General features: G+C 38.5%; 18 protein-coding genes. 1 reads left to right on the forward strand and 17 read right to left on the reverse strand.

Annotated features, from left to right (window positions below; genetic code table 11):
• Positions 1-18: 18 nt before the first annotated feature.
• From bsdcttw_RS16570 to bsdcttw_RS16590, 5 genes are all read right to left on the reverse strand, one after another.
• Entirely contained in the window at positions 19-771 is a 753-nt protein-coding gene (locus tag bsdcttw_RS16570) for an isoprenyl transferase (protein WP_225903686.1), read from the reverse strand.
• A 57-nt stretch (positions 772-828) separates the two neighbouring features.
• The gene (frr, locus tag bsdcttw_RS16575; protein ID WP_185255947.1) at positions 829-1,383 is read right to left on the reverse strand and encodes a ribosome recycling factor; all 555 of its coding nucleotides are present in this window, start codon (positions 1,381-1,383) and stop codon (positions 829-831) included.
• Positions 1,384-1,530: 147 nt separating this feature from the next.
• Entirely contained in the window at positions 1,531-2,235 is a 705-nt protein-coding gene (pyrH, locus tag bsdcttw_RS16580) for a UMP kinase (RefSeq protein WP_185255948.1), read from the reverse strand.
• 93 nt (positions 2,236-2,328) lie between these two features.
• The gene (locus tag bsdcttw_RS16585; RefSeq protein ID WP_185255949.1) at positions 2,329-3,129 is read right to left on the reverse strand and encodes a bactofilin family protein; all 801 of its coding nucleotides are present in this window, start codon (positions 3,127-3,129) and stop codon (positions 2,329-2,331) included.
• A 20-nt stretch (positions 3,130-3,149) separates the two neighbouring features.
• Positions 3,150-4,373, reverse strand: a complete 1,224-nt coding sequence (locus bsdcttw_RS16590) for a polysaccharide deacetylase family protein (protein ID WP_185255950.1) — start codon at positions 4,371-4,373, stop codon at positions 3,150-3,152.
• Positions 4,374-4,706: 333 nt separating this feature from the next.
• Here bsdcttw_RS16590 and bsdcttw_RS16595 point away from each other — a divergent pair, with 333 nt between their 5' ends.
• A complete protein-coding gene (locus tag bsdcttw_RS16595; RefSeq protein WP_185255951.1) occupies positions 4,707-5,300 on the forward strand; it encodes a hypothetical protein in 594 nt (197 codons plus the stop codon).
• 238 nt (positions 5,301-5,538) lie between these two features.
• On the opposite strand, the gene ytvI is transcribed toward bsdcttw_RS16595, so the two are convergent.
• The 12 genes from ytvI to bsdcttw_RS16655 all read right to left on the reverse strand — a co-directional run bounded on the left by ytvI (position 5,539) and on the right by bsdcttw_RS16655 (position 22,325).
• Positions 5,539-6,603: a sporulation integral membrane protein YtvI gene (ytvI, locus tag bsdcttw_RS16600; protein ID WP_185255952.1), complete on the reverse strand. Its 1,065-nt coding sequence runs from the start codon at positions 6,601-6,603 to the stop codon at positions 5,539-5,541.
• Positions 6,604-7,000: 397 nt separating this feature from the next.
• Positions 7,001-7,927 (reverse strand): translation elongation factor Ts, encoded by a 927-nt coding sequence (gene tsf / locus bsdcttw_RS16605; protein WP_185255953.1) that lies wholly within the window; start codon positions 7,925-7,927, stop codon positions 7,001-7,003.
• Between the two features lie 72 nt (positions 7,928-7,999).
• Positions 8,000-8,767, reverse strand: a complete 768-nt coding sequence (rpsB, locus tag bsdcttw_RS16610; RefSeq protein WP_185255954.1) for a 30S ribosomal protein S2 — start codon at positions 8,765-8,767, stop codon at positions 8,000-8,002.
• A 225-nt stretch (positions 8,768-8,992) separates the two neighbouring features.
• Entirely contained in the window at positions 8,993-10,003 is a 1,011-nt protein-coding gene (locus bsdcttw_RS16615) for a DUF4349 domain-containing protein (RefSeq protein ID WP_185255955.1), read from the reverse strand.
• 364 nt (positions 10,004-10,367) lie between these two features.
• Positions 10,368-10,820 carry an NUDIX hydrolase gene (locus bsdcttw_RS16620; RefSeq protein WP_073274341.1) on the reverse strand — a complete coding sequence of 151 codons (453 nt, stop codon included), beginning with the start codon at positions 10,818-10,820 and terminating at the stop codon, positions 10,368-10,370.
• A 249-nt stretch (positions 10,821-11,069) separates the two neighbouring features.
• The gene (locus bsdcttw_RS16625; RefSeq protein ID WP_185255956.1) at positions 11,070-12,617 is read right to left on the reverse strand and encodes a peptidoglycan D,D-transpeptidase FtsI family protein; all 1,548 of its coding nucleotides are present in this window, start codon (positions 12,615-12,617) and stop codon (positions 11,070-11,072) included.
• Positions 12,556-13,935 (reverse strand): FtsW/RodA/SpoVE family cell cycle protein, encoded by a 1,380-nt coding sequence (locus bsdcttw_RS16630; protein WP_207726422.1) that lies wholly within the window; start codon positions 13,933-13,935, stop codon positions 12,556-12,558. Before bsdcttw_RS16630 ends, bsdcttw_RS16625 begins: the two co-directional genes overlap by 62 nt.
• Before the next feature lie 238 nt (positions 13,936-14,173).
• Positions 14,174-16,618 (reverse strand): U32 family peptidase, encoded by a 2,445-nt coding sequence (locus bsdcttw_RS16635; RefSeq protein ID WP_185255958.1) that lies wholly within the window; start codon positions 16,616-16,618, stop codon positions 14,174-14,176.
• 106 nt (positions 16,619-16,724) lie between these two features.
• Positions 16,725-17,138 (reverse strand): cell division protein ZapA, encoded by a 414-nt coding sequence (zapA, locus tag bsdcttw_RS16640; protein ID WP_185255959.1) that lies wholly within the window; start codon positions 17,136-17,138, stop codon positions 16,725-16,727.
• 911 nt (positions 17,139-18,049) lie between these two features.
• A complete protein-coding gene (ruvB, locus tag bsdcttw_RS16645) occupies positions 18,050-19,060 on the reverse strand; it encodes a Holliday junction branch migration DNA helicase RuvB (protein ID WP_185255960.1) in 1,011 nt (336 codons plus the stop codon).
• A gap of 20 nt (positions 19,061-19,080) precedes the next feature.
• The gene (ruvA, locus tag bsdcttw_RS16650; RefSeq protein WP_185255961.1) at positions 19,081-19,710 is read right to left on the reverse strand and encodes a Holliday junction branch migration protein RuvA; all 630 of its coding nucleotides are present in this window, start codon (positions 19,708-19,710) and stop codon (positions 19,081-19,083) included.
• Positions 19,711-19,865: 155 nt separating this feature from the next.
• Entirely contained in the window at positions 19,866-22,325 is a 2,460-nt protein-coding gene (locus bsdcttw_RS16655; protein ID WP_185255962.1) for a beta-mannosidase, read from the reverse strand.
• Between the last annotated feature and the right edge of the window lies 1 nt (position 22,326).

Consider the following 22,326-nt stretch of genomic DNA (forward strand, 5'->3'; position numbering starts at 1 on the left):
TCCCGATATTTCGATATTTCAATCTTCTTTGATACCGCCAAAATTTCTTTTCCGGTTTCCGTAATATTCAATGGCTTTTCGTAATTCTGCCTTGTTAAAGTCCGGCCATAAGGTATCTGTAAAATAAAATTCTGTATACGCCAGCTGCCACAACAAAAAATTAGATATTCTTTTCTCACCGCTTGTTCTTATCATTAAATCCGGATCCGGAATTCCACGGGTATCCAAGTAACCGGAAAAATCATCCGCTTTTATACTATCAAGATTAACCTTACCGCTTTTGTAATCTTCTGCAAGCCTCTTGGCTGCTCTTAATATTTCATCTCTGCCGCCATAATTAAGTGCAACCTGAAAATTAAGCCCGGTGTTTGCAGCTGAAACCTTCTCAAGTTCTATCACACTATCTTGAATATCTTTATTCAATCCGTCCAGTTCTCCTAAAACGCGGACCTTCATATTATTCTTACTGCTGGTCTTCTGACAATTCTTAAGATAACTTCTAAGGAGTTTCATAAGAGCATCTACTTCTTCTTTGGGTCTCTTCCAGTTTTCAGTAGAAAAGGCATAAACTGTAAGATATTCCACTCCCATATTATATGCTTCTTCGCATATGTTTTCAACTGTTTTACTTCCCTGCACATGCCCATAATTTCTTGGCATCATATGCTTTTTGGCCCAACGGCCGTTACCATCCAGAATAATTGCAACATGTTTTGGAATTTGTTTTGAGGATGAATCACCAAATAAATTCTCCATAATACTATCTCCCATAGACTCCTCCAACCAAAAGGGACTGCTTGGAGCAGTCCCTGTAAAATATCCTTAAGCTTACACCGTAAGTATTTCCTTGGATTTTTCCTCAGTAAGTTTATCTACATCAACAATAAACTTATCTGTTGCTTTCTGAATGCTGTCTTCTAATACTTTAACCTCATCTTCGGAGATTTCATTGTTTTTATTCATTTTCTTGATTGCATCATTTCCATCTCTTCTGATGTTACGAATGGCAACCTTGGCATTCTCCGCTTTTTTCTTAACATCCTTAACCAGATCTTTTCTTCTGTCTTCTGTTAGCTCAGGGAATACTAATCTGATAACCTTTCCATCATTATTGGGTGTCAGTCCCAAATCGGAAGCTATAATTGCTTTCTCGATATCCTTAATCAGCTTGCTCTCCCAAGGCTGAATCTGAATTACTCTGGGTTCAGGAACGGAAACGTTTGCAACGGACTGAAGAGCAGAAGGAGTTCCATAGTAATCAACCCTAAGTTTATCAAGCAGATGAGGATTTGCCCTTCCTGCGCGAATTGTAGAATATTCTTCTTTTAAATTATCCAGTGTTTTCGTCATTTTGCTTTCGTATTGTTCCAATCTAGCATCCATAAATCTTTCTCCTCTATCATAATATAGCTTATCAGAAATTGCATATCAATCTTCTGATAAAAAGCAGCTCATTCTACTGCTGTGCATCGATTATAGGAACGTCTTATGTTCCTATAATATTACTTATAGTTTACTAATATACCTCTTTTAAGCCGTTACAATGGTTCCGTCAGATTCGCCATGAACTGCTTTGATGATACTTTCATCCTGCTCTAAAGCAAACACAAGCATTGGCATTTTGTTTTCCATTGCAAGTACCGTAGCTGATAAATCCACAACAGCAAGCTGCTTGTCTAAAGCTTCTTTAAGGCTTATTTCACTGTATTTTTTCGCATTTGGATTCTTCTTAGGATCACTGTCATAAACGCCATCTACCGCCTTTGCCATCAAGATGATATCTGCCTCCAGTTCCACTGCTCTTAGAACCACACCTGTATCGGTTGAAAAATAAGGGTGCCCTGTTCCTCCGGCTAAAAATACAACCATACCTTTTTCAAAATATTTATTGGCTCTATCTTTTGAAAAAAGCTTTGTCATAGAGCCGCATTCAAAAGGTGTAAGTACCTGAGTCTTCATTCCGGTAAAACGGAATATCTCGGAAACATAAATACAATTCATAATTGTTGCGAGCATACCAATTTGATCTGCTTTTGTTCGGTCAATCGTTTCACTGGTTCTTCCTCTCCAGAAGTTACCACCACCAATTACAATACCGACCTGAATTCCTTCCTCTACCAACTGCTTTACCTGATTGGCAACACGGATACAAGTAGCTTCATCGAATCCTGTTTTTTTATCACCGGCTAGAGCCTCTCCGCTCAGTTTCAGTAAGACTCTTTTATATCTGTTCATTAATAATAACCTCCATCTGCGTCCGGCTGATTAAAACAACCCGGTGGCGCTTCAATCAAAAGTGGAAACTGTATTTTTCCACATTGCTTTCAATTATTCAAATATGTTATCAATGTTAACAGCAGCGTAAGATAAGGAGCAGTAACCTTCAATAACAGCACCGTTATTAATCTGAATAGAGGCTGCTTTTATATTGCCTTTGATTATAGCAGATGAGTCGATTACGATAGGGCCGGTAATATCAATATCTCCTTTAACAGCTCCTGCAATAAATCCTGCTGTGCCAAGGATATCTCCGATAATAACCGTACCAAGACCGATTCTTACATTCCCTTCACTGGTAACCGTACCTTCGAACCTCTTTGCTCCAATATATACATCCGGAGCAGAACAGTTACCATTCACCGTACCAATAATGGATAACTTTCCTTTACAGTCAATATCACCTTTAATCGTACCAATTACTTCTAAGGATCCATCTGTAGTGATATTACCAGTAAGAATCGTGCTTTTTGCTATGACAGTTACTTCATCTGATACGTCTGTACCATCATTGCCGCTTTTATTCGGCTTCTCATCCATAGTCTGTTCTTCGTCAACAAGCTGTTTCTCTTCCTTTAATAAATCCACATCAGAAGTAAGTAAAGCTTCTAAAAGTTCTTTGTCTACATTATCTTCCTCTGGCTGAGTATCTTCAATTTCCGTCTGAGTTTTTTTCGTCTCTTTCTCTTCCAAAGCGTCAGCCTGCAAAGTTTCAGAAGTCTCCTGCTCTTTAGCCGCCTCATCTTTTTCCTTAGTAGTATTTCCCTCTGTCTCGCCTGCTAAAACATCCTCAGGCAGTAATTCATTAACAGCCTGTGATAAATCTTCCTTAAAATCTTTAAAAAAGCCCATTTACGGTTCCTCCTATGTAATTAGTTATTATTAAGTTCTGATGAACTAAGCTTTATCTGTTGGATTGGTCTTACTGTATCATTAAGTGTCAGAAGCTTAGCACCGCTTTGGGTTAATGTACTTAATAAGCTATCAAGTGACTTGACGGTGTTTAATTTAGCATCTGTATCATGCATCAATACAATAGACCTTGTATGATCTGCTATACCTTCCAGTGCATTATCGCAGAGCTGCTCAGGTGAATAAGTTATGCCGGTAGCATCACCACTCGCCACATTCCAGTCATAATAAACCACATTTTCCTTATTTAGGTAACGAATAAATACAGACATATCTGTACCACTAACCTGATTGCCGCTTCCTCCGGGAAATCGGTAAATGTCTGTCATCAAGCCGGTGGTATCATATATTAATTTCTTTATTCGTTTGTAATCATTTTCAAAATCCTTCAAGGATTTATAAATCTGGCTGTAATCATGAGAATAGGAATGCATTCCAATAGAATGTTCTTCATCTACTATGCGTTTATACAATCTTCTGGACTGTTCATCTGTCTTTCCAATTACAAAAAAAGTTGCCTTAACCTGGTACTTATTTAAAACATCAAGAATATCGTCTGTGTAACTACTCGGTCCATCATCAAAAGTTAGATAAACTTCTTTTCCTTCGTACTTTTCCTTTTCTTTAGTACCTACGTTTTTTTTAATTTCCGTATTAGAGGATGATTGTTTGTCCTTACTTTTTGTCTGGCTTTTATCATTTGCTTCTATGGCATTGGTCTTACCAGCGGATGATTTTCCCGATGAAGTTTTTTTATTCGATGAGATAATAGTTTTTTTATCCGCTGCTAAAGTCCCATCTGCATTCTTTGAAGAGCTCGGACTATCTTTGGCAGTCTTAGAGCTCTCACTATTTAAGTTAGCATCTACTGAATTGGGAGTAGATATCTCTTCCTCATTATAACTGTTTTTTTCTGATTCTTCAAGTGAAGATGAATAATCTTCTGCCTCATAATACAAATTTTTTTCAAATGTTTTGCTTACTTTTCCTTCCGTTTCAACCTGTCTCTCTGTTAAATTGTCGATTTTTCTTTCTAAGGAATATATTTTGACGAATAAAACCGCACAAAGTAAACTTGGAAGGACCAAGCATAAAATTACTATAATAATAATCGCAGTCTTAAGATGCTTCACACGTTTTTTTCTACGAAGCACACTTTCTGATTCTGATTGAATATTTCCCATATTTAATAAATATCTCCCTCATTTATTGCCCCTTTGTTATATTCTATCACAATATATCGAAAATTGAAAGAAAGCTCTTTAGTACTATTGGCCCATATGAACCCAGGTTAAGAACGCAAAAGAGAGTATTGCAATAGCAATACTCTCTTTACAATTTAGAAGCATAGGAAGAAAAATATTAATCTAAGATTAATTCTTTCATAAACCCAACCATTCCTTCTCCAGCGAAAACCTTCTACATGATTTCGTCCGATAAATGTCGGGAAAAACCAAAAATTACTGCCATTGATTAACCAAACATAGGTAAAACGATTAAAACAGGTCCATATATTATTGGAACCAAATTGCCCACCGATCCTGAAAGTATCCGGACCTCTCATATCGGCAGGTAATTCCGGTATAAAGTTAGGCGGTGGTGTCATGGGCTGCGGCGGCCTTGGTCCTGGCCCTGGTGGTGGAAATGGCCCCGGTCCTGGCGGGAACGGTGGTCCTGGCGGGAATGGCGGTCTTGGCCCCGGTCCCGGTCCTGGAAATGGCGGCCTCGGTCCTGGTCCCGGTCCTGGCTGTGGTGGTCTTGGCCCCGGTCCCGGTCCTGGGAACGGCGGCCTCGGTCCTGGTCCTGGTCCCGGTCCTGGCTGTGGTGGCCTCGGTCCTGGTCCCGGTCCTGGGAACGGTGGCCTTGGTCCTGGTCCCGGCCCTGGTTGTGGCGGCCTTGGTCCTGGCCCCGGTCCTGGCTGTGGTGGTCTTGGTCCTGGTCCCGGTCCTGGTTGTGGCGGCCTTGGTCCTGGCCCCGGTCCCGGTCCTGGCTGTGGTGGTCTCGGTCCTGGTCCCGGTCCTGGTTGTGGCGGCCTTGGTCCTGGCCCCGGTCCCGGTCCTGGCTGTGGTGGTCTCGGTCCTGGTCCCGGCTGCATCGGTCCCGGTCCTTGATTGGGATTACGTCTTTGGTCTGAGCCAGGTGGAAGTACAAATTCTTCGCCGGATACAGTATAATTATCTTCTAAGGATTTATCCTCTTCATAACTTTGCTTACGGAAGAAGCTATAATCATCCAACTTAGAGTCTCCTTGCTAATCTTTTACACTTATCATATGATATAATTCACAAAGTGTTAATTCATCTAAAGGAATAATCAGCTTCTATTTTGGCGATTAAATATCATTCTCTACTATATTTTAAACAAATGAATACTTCCCTCTTTATTCAGTTTAATTAAAATTGTGGCTGTTACAGGAAGTATTAAAAGTCCTAAAACTCCCATTAATTGAGCTCCCACATACATTAGTATCAGTGTAACAATCGGATAAAGTCCAATCTGTTGCCCTACAATTTTAGGTTCGATAATCTGCCTTACTACAGTTATTACAATATATAGAACAAGCATGCCAATTCCTACCTTACTATTGCCCATGATCAACGCTACAATTGACCAAGGTAGTAATATCGCACCGGTTCCAAGGATAGGCATTATATCAATAATTGCTATCAGCAAACCAAAAAGAAAAGGTGTTGGAATACCTAGAATCCAGAAACCAATCGATAATTCTGCAAAAGTTATAGAGATAATTGCAGAGTAAGCTTTTATAAAATTACCAAGTGAACCAATAATGTTATCTTTTAGTTTTATAATCATTTTCTGCTGTTCTTCTCGGAACTGACGAATGATAAAACGGGTTATCTTGTAATAATCAATTGTAAAAAAGAAGGAGGATACAATAGTAAATATCAGTTTTATCAATATTGTTGGTACCTGACTGGCAAGGCCAGTTGCCATGCCTACTACCTTCGTTGATATTTTGGAAAGGCTGTCAAATAATGACTGATCAATATTGTTCATGAAATTATCTATATATGTTTTTGTACTTGGATATTTTTGAATCATGTTGTCTGTTACGGTCTGAACTGCAGGCAGGAAGGTCTCTTTATAAAGGGAAGGCAGGCTATAGAATAAAGAGCTAATAAAATTAATCATCTTAACTCCGATGATACTAATAATAAAACCAAGCAAGCTATAAAAAACCAGTAATATAAACAAGGAAACAAAAACACGTTTTATATGTGTCTTCTTTTCGATCATGTCAATAATATTACGAAATGTCATAGCAATCACAATACCGACAACAAAGGGCATTAGTAAAGGAAATACATATTTAATCCCAACATAGACCAGTAAAGTCAATATCAAAAAGAAGAAAAAATGGATAATAAAAGCTCTCTGTTTGTTCAAATTCATAAATCAATTTACCCTTCCTGCATACGCAATGTTTCTTATGTAATGTAAACTCATCTAGTAACTAAAGTCTATACCAAAAAATACTGAAATTATTCTTCAGCTATGCTATTATATCATTATTTTTTATAATATGAAACAATTAGCATGCGTGTTTATAAGTATTTCATAAATTCTTAATATAAATCACATTTTTATGAAACAAGATAAAAACTTATACTGTTAAGAAAATATTTCCTTTCCATCAAAAAAGAGTGTGTGAATCAACAAATATAAATTCACACACTCTTTTATTTTATTAAATATAGCAATCTTCTTTCGAAGAAGTTGCTTCTAGACTTTGATTACTGTCCCATCTGCTTTGCAATCTTCTCTCGAAGAAGTTGCCTCCAGACTTTGATTACTGTCCCATCTGCTTTGCAACTTCTTCGGCAAAGTTTTCGGATTTCTTTTCGATACCTTCGCCAGTTTCAAAACGAACAAAGCTCTTTACAGTAATAGGAGCACCAATTTCTTTTGCTACTGTTTCAAGATATTTCTGAACAGTTAAATCACCATCTTTAACATATACCTGATCTACAAGGCAGATTTCTTTTAATTCTTTGTTTAAACGGCCTTCAATCATCTTCTCAATGATATTTTCAGGTTTTCCGGTGTTTTCGTTCATAGCCTGAGCCTTTAAGATTTCTCTTTCGTGAGAGATGTAATCTTCAGGAATCTCTGTTCTCTGAACATATTTAGGAGAAATAGCTGCAATCTGCATCGCTACATTCTTAGCTGCTTCTTTTGCAATATCGTTGCATACGGTTGTTTCAAATTCAACTAAAACGCCGATTCTTCCGCCGCCGTGAATATAGGATTCAACAAAACCATTCTCAGCAACTACTTTCTGGAATCTTCTGATGTTCATATTCTCGCCGATTACTGCTATCTGGCTGGATAATTCCTCTTTTACTGTTTTGGAAGCATCAAGAGACCATTTCTCAGCTAAAAATGCATCAATCTCAGTATTTTCTGTTACCATTGCCTGATTTACAACTGCCTTAACAAAGCTTCTGAATGTATCATTCTTTGCAACGAAGTCTGTTTCGCTGTTAACTTCAACGATAGCAGCTACTTTGCCGTCTTCGCTTACTGCAGTTTCACAAATACCTTCTGCTGCAATTCTGCCTGCTTTTTTCTCAGCAGCGGCAAGTCCTTTCTCTCTTAAGAACTCAACTGCCTTATCCATATCTCCATCGGTAGCGGCAAGTGCTTTCTTACAATCCATCATGCCGGCTCCGGTCATTTCTCTTAAATCTTTAACCATTGCTGCTGTAATAGCCATTGTTTGTATTCCTCCGTTTTTTGATTATATTGTTCTTCTGCTATAAGCCTTTCAAGACTTACGACTTTCTTATTATGCCTCTACGAATTCTTCGGAAGCTTCTTCTGCTGCTTCAACACCAGCTTCAGAAGTATCTTCGGAACTGTCAGTCATCTGAACACCCTGGTTAGCTTCGATAACAGCATCTGCCATCTTAGCAACGATTAATTTAACTGCTCTGATAGCATCATCATTACCAGGAATTACATAATCAAGTTCTTCAGGATCACAGTTTGTATCTGCAATACCAATTAAAGGAATACCTAATGCATGAGCTTCCTGAACGCAGATTCTTTCCTTTTTAGGATCTACTACAAAGATAGCATCAGGAATATTCTTCATATTTTTAATTCCACCAAGGTTCTTTTCTAATTTCTCCCATTCTTTCTTTAACTCGATAACTTCTTTCTTGGGAAGAACTTCGAAAGTACCGTCCTGGGACATTGTTTCAATCAATTTTAATCTTGCAATTCTGCTCTGGATGGTCTTGAAGTTTGTTAACATACCACCTAACCATCTTTCATTTACATAGAACATACCGCTGCGTTCTGCTTCGGACTTAACAGAATCCTGAGCCTGCTTTTTCGTTCCAACAAAAAGAATCTTTCCGCCTTCAGCAACGATATCTTTAATTGCATAGTAAGCTTCATCTACTTTGCCTACAGATTTCTGTAAGTCAATAATATAGATTCCGTTTCTTTCTGTGTAGATGTACTCAGCCATCTTAGGGTTCCATCTTCTTGTCTGGTGTCCGAAATGTACACCTGCTTCTAATAACTGCTTCATTGATATAACGCTCATAAATTACCTCCATTTGGTTGTTTTCTTCCGTATGTATCATCTTTCTGACAGACCAGTAGGCACCAGGTCAGAAATCAACATACGTGCAATTTAGCATATGAATTATACCACAGCTTTTTTTTAATAGCAAGTATAATTTTCCTGCTTTTCGACTATTTTTCATTGTTTCCTTGTTTTTCTCTATTTATTCATGGGATTTATAGCTTACTGATTGATTTTCTATTTTCACTTATTTTCTTTCTCTTCTTCTTTTGGATTTGAAATTGAATTTACTTTTTGAATCGGAGAAGCTTTTTTATCCTTTTTATAATATACCTTTATTGATATAAACACGGAGAGACCAATAATTATTCCCCAGAACACGATATAAGGCAGATTCACTACAAACCAAATAACTACTTCAACAAAACCATCCCGCATATTTAAAAGAGAATTTGTAAATCCGGTCTTCATTCTGTCTCCGTTACTTCTGCTCTCCGGCGGTGATATTCTAAGGACTTCCTCAATATTTAATGTGATTGTAGCATATTCTACCAGATTGTCATAAGTTCGTAAGGTTGATGCATTCTGTTCTAATTGATATCTTACGGTACTCATTCTATCTTCCAAGGTTATAATGTCTTCCAATTTAGTAGCCTTTTCCAGGAGAACCAATAATCTTTCCTGTTCCACCTTTAGGGCTTTTATCTTACTTTCTGTGTCAATATAATCAAGTGTAACATCCTTACTGCTCTCTTCCTTATGAATCAGATTCATCTTATTGCCCATAATTTCAACAAAGCTGTCAGCTTGGTCTGCCGGTATTCTAAGTACATATTGTGCACTCCTGGAATCTCTGTCCTCCGCTTTGCTTCCATAGATGGAAGAACTCTCGACGTAACCGCCGGACTTTTGTATCTGTTCTGTTATCACTTTTTGAGTCTTATCAAATTCAAGAGTTTCTAACGACAAATCAATTTTACGTATCCGTTTTCTATTGGTATCCGAATTATTAGAGGTGCTTTGATTATCCATTTCACCGGAGGCTGCATTCTTCGGTTCTTCCGCTGCTGTGGTATCAACTGAGTTGGTATAGCCGACATCACTTCCCTTGCCATTATCAGCGGACATTCCAGTACTCTCCCCGGTACTGCTATAGTCATAGCGCACGCTGCCAGAGTCCTTTTTACCGGCACTGCAGGCTGTCAGCAGCACTGACAACAGTATAAGTACATAACAAATACTTCTTTTTTTCATAATTAGCTCCTGTCTGCGTGCTTAGCACGCGTAAAGACTGGTGAAAATGAAAGTTTATCCTCCTCATTAATCACCTTACATTGTTAAAAGTAATTATTTACTAGCAGTATTCTTTCCCCATATTATATTATAATTAAATTGTTATACTTTTACAATATTTAATAGGGGTTTTAAGGAAATTGTAAGGAATTTTAGGCATTTTCAGATTATTGTATTCGTATAATTTTTTTACTTTATTAATTTTCTAAGATCATCTTTTTATAATTATTCTCTGCACAATATAAAAAGGAACCGTAAGCTACAGAAAAACTGCTGCCGGTTCCTTTTCTTCTTTATTTCGTATTATTACCATTAATGTAAAACGTCAGAAATACTTTTTATTTCCCCACAAATTACTCTTTTTCAAATCCAGATATTCGTTATAAGCGCGTTCTAGTATTTGCTTCTCATTTGAGAACTTTAACATATGATACGCTTCATGGAATTTATAATATCCGGAGTCCATAAAATATTCTTCTCTTTGCGGTTTGCTGTAATAGCTATCAGACATCATTAAATACCAATGAACATCCTTTATTACTGTATTCTGTGGTGTACTGAATGTATACTGGCTTTTCCCAATATATTTAATTATAGAAGCATCCGTGCCTGTTTCTTCCTTCACTTCACGTATGGCCGTCTCCTTAAATTCTTCTCCTTCCTCCACAGTTCCTTTCGGTAGAACCCAACCTTCATACTTGTTTTTATAGTTCTTATACAGTAGTAAAATCTTTCCTCTGAAAATAACTACACCGCCACAGCTCGTTGCTTCAATCATCGCAATTCCTCCTGTATTATGGTGTGTCAAATAACTAATTTCAGTATACATCATTTTACATAATTGTTCAACTGATATTTATGCAATAGTTACAAATCTCTTTACCATAAAGACAAATTCCCTATATTTTTCTGCTTATTAGACAAATTTTTTCACTTTTTATCTTATTTTCACCTTACATTTGTGCTGTAAATATGGCAGTTACTAGCTAATTCAGGAAATTTTCTTCATAATTTCCTGCTGATTCAATTATTTGTTTCCAAAATAAGTCTTAAAAATCTTATCTGCGATAGGAACTGCATAATCACTTCCAGTACCGACACCTTCTACTACAATGCTTACAGCTATCTCCGGTTTCTCAGCCGGAGCGAATCCAACAAACCAGGCATGAGCAGGCTTTCCTTCCATAAACTCTGCCGATCCGGTTTTCCCTGCTACTGTATAATGGTTATTCTTTAGTGAAACTGCTGTTCCGCTATTTACGGTTTCTGTCATAAAGGAGGTTAGTATCTCGGATTCCTTGGGAGTCATAACGGTCTTTACCATCTCTGGCAAATACTTTTTAACTGTTTCTCCGCTTTGACTTTCTATCCGGTCCACTACATAAGGTTTCATCATGACACCACCATTTGCAACAGCAGATACAATCAGTGCATTATGCAGCGGTGTTATCTGCGTCTGTCCCTGCCCTATTGCTGTCTGAGGGATCTGGTCTTTGGGAGACTTTCCGTTTAATACAAAACTGCTTTTATTATATAACATATCAATAGGAATACTTTGGTTAAAGAGAAAGGCATCACAAAGTTTACGAAACGAAGACATATTTAAAGTTACGCCAATATTGGAAAAGGAGGAATTACAGGATTTCGCAAAGGATTCCTTCAAATCCACCTCTCCGTGGGCTTTGTTATTATAGCAATTGATTGTTACACTGTTAAATACACCCTTACCGGTACAGTCATATTGATAATCCTCATAATCTGGATTTTCCCGGACATACTCCAGTGTAGTCAAAATTTTGAAAGTTGAACCCGGTGGGTACAATCCCTGTGTGGCACGATTTACTAAAGGTGATGCTTTATCTGTGTCCCCTGTATCTTCCTTCGTAAGTTCATCCCAGATATCATTTATTTCATTGGGATTATAATCAGGCTTAGAGACCATAGCCAGAATCTTACCGGAGGAGGGATCCATTACAACAACTGCTCCTCTATGGCTACCAAGGGCATCATATGCTGCTTTTTGCAATCTGGTATCCAAAGTAGTTACTACACTGTCACCGATATTCTTTCCTCCGGACAGTTCTTTCACAATCTTACTGATTGTGTTGATATGTGAAGTTAAAAGATGAAAATTCTCGGAAGACTCCAGGCCAGTTTTACCTTTGGAAAACCTTCCGACAACATGTGCATACATATTTTTAAAGGGGTAATCCCTGGTTTCATTCCCGTCAGAATCTACAAGCGTATGTGCAAGGACTTTTCCGTCTGCAGAAAGAATATCTCCCCGGACTATCTGCTCTGCCAATAAATCCTGCCGCTTATTATAAGGGTTATTAATGACTTCTTCACTGTCCCTTAGCATAAAATTCACATAATATCCTATTATCAATAAAAATAGTCCCGCAAATAGATAGGTTATTAATATGATCTCTCTGTTGACGGATTTTTCATTTTTATTCCTGTCTTTTATATCCTTATCCCTTGTACCGTTTTCCTTCCTTCCTTTTCTTTGGTTAACTCTGGCTGGCAGCAGAAGGAACTTCTTTTCTTTTTTGTTTTTTTCTTGTTTTTCCATCTTCATTCCTATCCTGACTCAAAACATAGAGTCCCTGAATCACACTAAACATAATTACACTGCTTAATACCGAACTTCCTCCGCTGCTGACAAAGGGTAACGTAACACCAGTGGAGGGAATTAGCTTTATCGCACCGCCCAGGGAGAGAAATACCTGAACTGCATACATTACACCAAAGCCGAGAGCTATGAGTTTATAAAATTCCTTTTCAAAATGCATGGCAATATTAATAGTAAGTATAAAAAAGTTCAAGCATATTAAGACCAGACAGACTGCAAAAAAGCCACCCATTTCTTCTGCCAGGGCAGAAAATATGAAATCACTGTCTGCAACAGGAATACTGGTTGGAAGTCCTTTCGTAAGTCCCATTCCAAACCAACCTCCTGTACCAATGGCAAAAAGTGATTGAGCCACTTGATAGCCTTCTTTATCAATTAAAGTCCAGGGGTCTTTCCAGGCTTTTACTCTGACCCTGACATGGTAAAAGAAGTGGTAAGCCAGGACAGAGGCCATACTTCCCGCTACGAAACCGGCAGCAAGGTATAGAGGTTTCGCCGTTGCTGTATAAAGCATCATCAGATACGTTATGAAAAAGATAAAAGCGCCTCCCAAATCCTTCTCTGCTACCAATATGATTACATGAACTGCCGCCAGCCCTGTTACAATTACAATGTACTTAAAATCCTTCCGTCTGGAAAGAAGGGAAGCGAAGCAGAAAACAAACAATATCTTAACGAATTCCGAGGGCTGAAAAGTAAACCCCTTGATATTAATCCAATTAGTTGCACCGTAATTTTCAACTCCCCAAAAGAGAACTGCTAATAACATTAGAATTCCAAGAATTCCATATATCCAACCCAAATGCCTTAAATATTCCAGCTTTTCTATGATTATCGGCACTACTAGACACAACAGTAGAGCTGCTGTAGCAATAATCAGATGCTTGAAAGCCTTCTCATAATATGTTTTTGCAGACAGTCTGGCTATCATGATATATCCGGTGACCAACATGATGATCATATTATATAGAAGAGGTTTTGAAAGATTTACATAGACCCATTGATAGAAGCCTAAAATCATAAACAGTGATATAATCTGAGCTACATAAAGTACTATCAACCAAGTGCTTTTCATGTTAATATAAAGAATTGCATAACTGATAAAATGAAATACGAAGATCAATAGCTTCATATTCGTATATATTCCACTTTGTCTTACTTTATCTGAAATGCCAAGCACCCGGTAAGATAGGTAAGTATAGATAGCTACCAGAATAATAATAATGTATTTTGACATTTCCGATAAGAGATTAACCATCTTGTATCACCCTCTTTCTGTCCCCGTAATCTATTTCTTTTAATATGCTTTCGAATAATTCTTACTAACAAGCTTGTTCTTTCAATGTGCCTTCTTGTTTGAGCGAAGGCTTTCCCAGGCCCGACATGGAATTGAATTATACTTCCTAATAATTTATTTTGAATGAATTAGGCTTTTTTATAATTCATGAATGAATTAGGCCTTTTATAATTCATGAATGAATTAGGCTTTTTATAATTCATTCTACGCCCCTCTTAAAATGCCCCCTGGTTATATCTGTCTCCTTTTCACTGAAAGGTTTATCCAAAATATAAGCATCTATAAAATTATTTAAGACATTTTTGGTTTCTGCTCTGCTTTCACCGGTGAAATCAAGCCTTATATAAGCTGGATTTAGCTTTTTCACATCTCCTGCCAGAGATAGTAAAGAGAAAGTCTTGCTGTTATAAATCACATTATAACATTCCCTGCAATGCCTCATAACCGGAAAAGCATTTTGGAAACGGTCATAAAGATAAGCTTCTTTAGAATCCCTTAAACAGCAGGCTTCTGCTGATATTCCATTTATCTGCTTCTTATCCCTGTTATCTCCTGTCAGATAAAGACATTGGGCTGATATCATAACCGGAAGCTTTGAATATACGGTATAATACTGATACATCTCCGAAATCTCAGACAGCTCCTGAAAATTCAACTCTAAGGGTGCTGTAATCCCCTGAAAACCTAATTTTTTCAGATACGCCGCCCCATGACGATTCATTGCATAGAGATAGGTGTCTCCAATCAGTCTTTTCTTGGTTTGAAAATTCATGTGAAGTAGTTCATACTCTTCCAGCGTTCTGACAAGATAGCCATCTATAGTATTATCTTCCAAATAGGATTTATTCTTTTGAAACAACTCATAGCTATTTCTCCTAAACACATGGGGAAGTGCAATAATAGCTTGTTTTCCCCTATTCTTTATTTCTTGGGTATAATGTGTCAGTTCTGTAAAGGAATTCATATCACTCTCTAGTATAATTTCCTTAACATGAGGGTTGTCCCATACGGCTTCCAACTGGGTCTCTGTCTGAACCAGCACAGAAACCGCCAGACTCTTCTGCTCATTCGTTTCAGAATAAGTGAATATACTCTTCTCTGTAACTTCCTCTCTTCGATAGTAATCGGTTAGTTCGCGGATTAAGGTCTGTACCCCTTCTCTTCTTAGTTCATTAAGCTTGCCTACCGGTATAAAGAGATTACCTGTTATGTCTATTGTCAGAGTATCAAAGTAAACTTCTGTATCTCCTAATTTATCTAGCTGCTTATATAGTCGTTCCTTGGTAATTGGCTGATTCTCTGCCAGTTCGGGTATATCACCATACACTCTTATTTCCTTATCATAAGCACTTAAGATCAGGCACAAGGGTTCTCCCGCAGCAGCAATAAAGTGCCCTTTTATAGGAATTCTGCTCTTCTCCTCCAGATATTTTTCACTCAGCCTGCTTAATAAACTATTATTTCTGGTTCTGTAAACCGACAAACCCGGTAGGATTTTTAATCCTTTTTTATAATTTGCTGTTACCTTCTTACCCTTACTCTCTCCGGTTTTAACAGTATATTCATAGAGTACCTCATTACCCTTTCTGACCTCCAGAATATCTTGGGCATTAATGTCTTCTGTTAATTCAATTATCATATTATAGTCGGTATTTTTAACAACCTTGCCTACGGGTACGCCGCTATGGTTTGGCCGTTCAAGAGACATCATGGAGATACCATTCCTCATCTCATAATAACCTCTTGAAAATCCTCCTCTATTGTAGATATCAGAAAGCTCTCTTACATCTTTTTCAAGTTCCCCGCTTCGATGCTTTTGATATTCCGCATAACCAGCTTCTCCAAGCTCATAATATAAATCCCTGTATTTTCGGTAAGCCGAGGTCACTGCGGCAGTGTATTCCGGGCTTTTCATCCTGCCTTCGATTTTAAAGGAATCAATGCCGGCCTCAATCAGCTTTGGAAGAATTTCCAAGGTTTTTATATCCTTAGGACTTAGAAAATAACCATTCCCCTTATTCACGCCGTCAATCTGCAGCTGATAGGGCATCCTGCATGGCTGGGCACATCTGCCTCTGTTGCCGCTTCTCCCTCCAATCATACTGCTCATAAGACATTTTCCGGAATAGCAGTAACATAAGGCTCCATGAACAAAAGATTCAATCTCAAGTTCTGTTTTGTCACGCATCTCCTTGATTTCTGCAAGACTCAGCTCTCTAGCATTTACAACTCTGGTAACCCCCATATCCTTTAACACATTGGCTCCTTCACCCATGGTAAGGGACATCTGGGTACTGGCATGCAGGGGGAGTTTTGGAAAGTAAGTATGAAGAAAATGAAGTACACCAAGGTCCTGTACAATGACTGCGTCTACTCCCAATTCATAGTACCTCTTGATATATTCATAGAGCTCTTTTTCAAGCTCCGTATTCTTAAGGAGTGTATTCACTGTCATATATAACTTCTTTCCATGAAGATGTACAAAGTCAATCGCTTCTTTCATGGTATCCGGGGTAAAGTTATCGGCATAAGCCCTTGCTCCGAATTTCACGCCTCCTACGTAAACAGCATCACAGGAAGCATTCACTGCTGCCTTTAAACTGTCAAATGAACCTGCTGGAGACAATATTTCTACTGTTTTCATTTAATGCTCCTATCTAAATAATCTTCTATTGTAATTTATATCCGAAATAAGAAACAGGCTGGTGCAACGATGGGTTATTCCCCTGGTGATTGCAGCAGCCTTGTAATTAACCTTTTGTATGTTTATTTCCTAATTCTGTTTCAAGCCTAATAATCTTTTTCTGGTTCTCATTAAGCTCTTCTTTCAAGGCAGCTATGGTTTTTTCCGCCTCATTTAACTTAGTAGTAAGAGATACCAGTTCATGCTTTAATTCAAATATTTCTTTGGCTTTTTCTTCATTTTCCAGTTCGATTTCTTTAACCTGCTCCCGAACCTTAAAAAAGTCATCTGCTATATTAATCTCCATCAAGATGCTTTTCATATCGGAATCAAGCATTTTATAAAAATCCTGCTTTTTAAATTCACTGTTTTTACTATTTATATAAGATGCCACTCTCTGAAGATACTCTTCGCTCTCATAACCACGCAGTGTATATTTTTTATTATTTATGATGACTTCGATATTGTTCATCTTATTCATGTGGCTGCCTCATTCTATCTGAACCTGTCCGGTACAGCATACCTTCCTTGTATTTCCTGTTTTTCTTCTATTTGTTCATTATAATATATACTCGAAACGAAGGCAAGCTTTTCTTGTCCGCAAGGCTTTAAACGTAACAGTTTTGCATATATTTTAATACAAGGTGTCTTGAAGGCGGACGATGGTTTCTGAGTCCATTCATTCATTTTCTCGTTCTGTGCTGCGAATTCCACTAAAATGCCAGCAGCTATTCCTGGAAGGTAAAATTACACCAAACTCGCATAAAGGTTATTGGCTATGTGACACTGTGAGCTCAGACATGGTGTGATTTTACCTAGTCATAACTGCTGCCATTTAAGTGTCATACACAGCCCCTCAATATAAAATGCCTGAATGGACTCAGAAACCATCTGTTCTTGGCTATAGAATTCTTTTGTGTAAAATAAAGCTGAACTGTTGCTAAATTTTCTAAATACAAAGCATTAAGCCAGTTCAAGCCCCTGTATATCTATATAATCTTTTTACTATATTATCTTTTTATCATATTATCTTTTATCAAATTATCAATTTTTTATATCATCAATATAATCAGCTTATCCCATTAACCGTACCCATAGCTCTGTGCAGAAATATGACACTAGTCTTTCAGAAATACCCAGATGATTCTTGTTTATATTTTTCTATGTTCTATTGAAGGGCTTTTAATGACACTTAAACGGCAGCAATTGCGACTAGGTGAAAGGGTACCATTGTGTGAGCTCACAGCCTAATCCAGCGATAACCTCCAAAGCGAGTTTGGCATCCTTTCACCTGTCAGGAGCAATTGTTGGCGTTTTAGTGGAATTTAAAGTCCTGAACAAGAACATGAAAAAATATAAACCGGAATCATCGTCCGCCCCCAAAGACTTCCGTCATACAATACCCTCCGACTTCTCCGCAAGCCCAAAATGCCTGTACCCAAGCCCCGACACCATTCGTCCTCTGGGTGTCCGGAGTATCAATCCATTCTGTACAAGATAAGGCTCATACACCTCTTCTATTGTTCCGGGATCTTCACCCAGGGTAGCTGCCACTGTCTCAATACCTACGGGTCCTCCGTTAAATTTCTCAATCATGGCGAGAATGATTGCCCTGTCCATATTATCAAGGCCAAGCTTGTCTACTTCCAGTAAATCCAAAGCAAAGTCGGCTACTTCTTTCGTGATATGTCCGTCATATTTTACCTGGGCAAAATCTCTAACCCTCTTAAGCAGCCGGTTGGCAAGCCTTGGGGTACCTCTGGAACGCCTCGCCAGTTCATAGGCTCCTTCACCGTCAATGTCCACTTTTAAGACAACCGCCGAGCGGCATATGATTTCTTTTAATTCCTCATTGGTGTAAAATTCAAGACGGCTTACAACTCCGAAACGATCTCTTAAAGGAGGTGTTAACATTCCCGCTCTGGTAGTTGCTCCTACCAATGTGAATTTTGGTAAATCCAAGCGGATTGATTTGGCTGCCGCTCCCTTACCGATGACAATATCTATAGCAAAGTCTTCCATGGCTGGATATAATAGTTCTTCAACCTGACGGTTCAAGCGGTGGATTTCGTCTACAAAGAGTACATCCCCTTCTTTTAGATTACTTAATATTGCAGCCATTTCTCCGGGCTTTTCTATAGCAGGACCGGAGGTAACCTTCATATTTACAGACATTTCATTGGCTATAATGCCGGCCAGTGTTGTCTTTCCAAGGCCGGGAGGTCCATAGAAAAGTACGTGATCCAGAGATTCTCCTCTTTGTTTTGCCGCTTCTATATAAATCTTGAGATTTGACTTAGCCTTTTCCTGCCCTATGTAATTCTCTAATAGCTGGGGTCTAAGTGTATTCTCTATTCGCTTATCTTCATCTGTCAATTCTGTGCTTATAATACGCTTTTCCATTTAAACCTCCACCCTTAAAACTATAAGAAATTCAAGTTCTTTAAGGACAGCTTAAGCACATCCTCCACCGTCATATCTTCTTTTATTTCAACAGCACCTATGGCTTTCGCAGCTTCTGCCCCAGAATATCCCAGCGCTGTTAAAGCTTCAATTCCTTCTTTTCTAATTTCATAAATAGCATTGCCCTCATTTTTATTGGGAAGGTCTCCTCCAAGATTCTTTGCCAGCCGTTCTTCAAAGGCATCACTTAATTTTAGCTTGTCCTTTAATTCAATTATCAGCTTACCGGCTGTTTTAGCTCCAATTCCAGGTGCTTTGGCTATTGTCTTGGTATCCTCAGAAAGGACTGCAAACCTTAAATCATCCGGTGTAATAGAAGAAAGAATTCCAAGTGCACCTTTAGGACCGATTCCATTTACTGTAATTAAGAGCTTAAAAATATTCAAGTCCTCTCTTGTCAGGAAACCGAATAATCCCACATTGTCTTCTCTTACATACAAGTAAGTATAAATTGTTACTATATTTCCAATTCTGGGAAGATTGCTTAAACTGGATAGAGGCATCTTAATGTCATAACCAAGGCCGCTCGCCTCAACTATAACTCCATCTTCCGCTACCAGAATAAGCTCTCCCTTCACATATGCTATCACTTCTACAAAACCTCCATACTGCCATTAGCCTAACTTATGGGTATCAGTGTAGGAATTATGCCTTTCATAATTCCTACTATCCTACCACTTCCAACGCACTGAAAATATAATCGTCAGCTTATGTTTGCGTAAAAATTATCTCTTTTTAATACTTCCTACATAAAACTGCCAATGTCATATACTGAGCGGACTCTGATATTTTCCTTACTGCCGGAAAGTATGTCCACACAGATTTCTTCACCATTCACGTCAAAATAATTATCAGAGAGCTTTAAATCACCTGCTATATTGGAAATCTCCACACTTCTGGCATAAGCTTTTGAATTGATATAAAGCTTATCTCCTTCTGTCCTTACATTAAGTTCCGGGTCCTCAAATCCAAAATGCTTTGGAGCAGTAAAAAGACAGCTTCCCTTAGAGCTTACTTTGTTGTCCATAATAAATTCAAAAGTCAGGTACACCTTTAGTTCATCATAACTGCTAAAATCAAGCTTCCTAAGCCATACGCTGGTAAGGGCAGGAACTGTTATCTCTTCTTCCCCCTGTAAAATAATCTCTGCTTTGGGATTTCTTAATGCCCAACGTACCGTCCCTGTTACATCTTCCCTGGTCTCATTGGCTACGTTAAGTCTGGCAGACTTCTCGATATCATGGGGCTCCTCAATACAGTGAGGTCTCTTCGTCATTTCCCCTTCTTCTTCGCAGGATATCATTATCGGTGCAAAAAATCTCTTCTCAGAATAATGCAGAGCCTTCCATCTACCATAATAATCAATGCTTGCCCAGGAAGCCACTGGCCAGATATCATTCAACTGCCATACTATCGCACCCATACATCTGCCTCTATGCCTTCTCCAGTGCTCTACTCCATAACGGATAGCGTCCGCCTGCAGAAGCTGTGAAGTATAAATTAAATGGTCAAAATCTTTAGGATAAAGGTAATTATCAGAAATATAGTTAAGTATCTTTCCATTGGCAGCAGTATTTCTCTGGTGCATCTCCATAACCCTGGAGAATATATTTCTATCCTTCTTTTCCGTAAAACTCTCAATTGTCTGTATGCAGGGGAAGGACTGAAAACCAAACTCCGAAGCATAACGGAAATGGAACTTTCGATATTCCGAGAAAGGTTTATTACCATGCCAAACATCCCAATAGTGAGTATCCCCCTTGTTAGGATTCCAGGAATCCTCATAATTTCCTCCGGAAGAAGGTGATGAGGGCCAGTAAAAGGTCATTGGGTCATATTCTTTCAGAATGCTTGGTATGATATATTCATATATTTTAATATAGTCCATTACCTGTTTGGGAGACGGCTTCCAGGCTTTATCCTGTACCTGTGTTTCCATCTCGTTATTGCCGCACCAAAGGGCAAGGCAGGCATGATGTCTGATACGAAGAACATTATCTATGGTTTCCTGTCTGATGTTTGCTTCAAACTTATCATCCAGCTCATAGCTAGCACATGCATACATAAAATCAAGCCAAACCATAAGTCCCAATTCATCACAGATATCAAAGAAAAAGTCATCCGGATAGTAACCGCCGCCCCATACTCTGATACTATTAAAGTTAGCGGCTATACAGTCATCAAGTAAGGCTCTGGTACGTTCTTTTGTTACTCTGCCAAGAATATTATCCTCCGGGATATGATCCGCTCCCATAGCAAAAACCGGTACACCATTTACTACATGACAGAAACTCTCTCCCCATTCATCTTTTTCTCTCTTTACTGTCAGGGTGCGAAGTCCGATTCTCTTCTCCCAAAGATCAAGTACCTCTCCCTTTTCATTCCTAACTTCACCTCTTACGGTATACAAAGGCTGTTTTCCATATCCGTTAGGCCACCAAAGGTCAGGCTCCGTTATGAGAACATTACCGTCTTCGGTCTGATTATAGATATCACCCTTTGGTCCGATTACCTGAAATTCTACCTCAGTTAAGGTCTCCTCACCAAATAACTCCAGACTCCAATCGATATCAAGCAGCACACCTTCCGACTTATGCTGTTGTCTTACATAGACTTGTTCAAAACGGCATTCTTGAATACCTAATACATTTACATCTCTGAATATTCCCGCATCCGGCAGCCTAGGACCCCAATCCCAACCAAACATACAATGAGCTTTCCTAATATGAGGAAAACCATCCATACACTCATGACTGCCGCCGGTATAGCATTTTTGCTGTTCTTCCTTAATAAACTTTGTTGGTGAATATAATACAACTCTTAATTCATTTTCCCCTGCTCTTACAAGGTCTTTTATATCAAATTCCCAAATACGGTGCATATTTTCTGTTTTTCCAATAGAGGAACCGTTTAAAAACACTCCCCCCAAGGTATCAATGCCGTCAAAGCGAAGAAGAAGTCCATCCAGCTCAAGCATATCCTCTGTCAGATTAAAAACCGTCTGATAAGTAAAATCCTGCTCCATCAGTTTAAGAGCATTAAGTTCATTATCCCGGTAATACGGATCCGGCATTTTTCCTAAATCCATTAATGTTTCATAAACTGAGCCCGGTACTTTGGCAGGCATATAATCATTGCTGATTCCATACACATTTTCTCCGTTTATTTTCATAGCCCACATGCCATTTAGACTGATTTTCTTCATC

It is taken from the genome of Anaerocolumna chitinilytica, from assembly GCF_014218355.1.
GTDB lineage: Bacteria > Bacillota > Clostridia > Lachnospirales > Lachnospiraceae > Anaerocolumna > Anaerocolumna chitinilytica.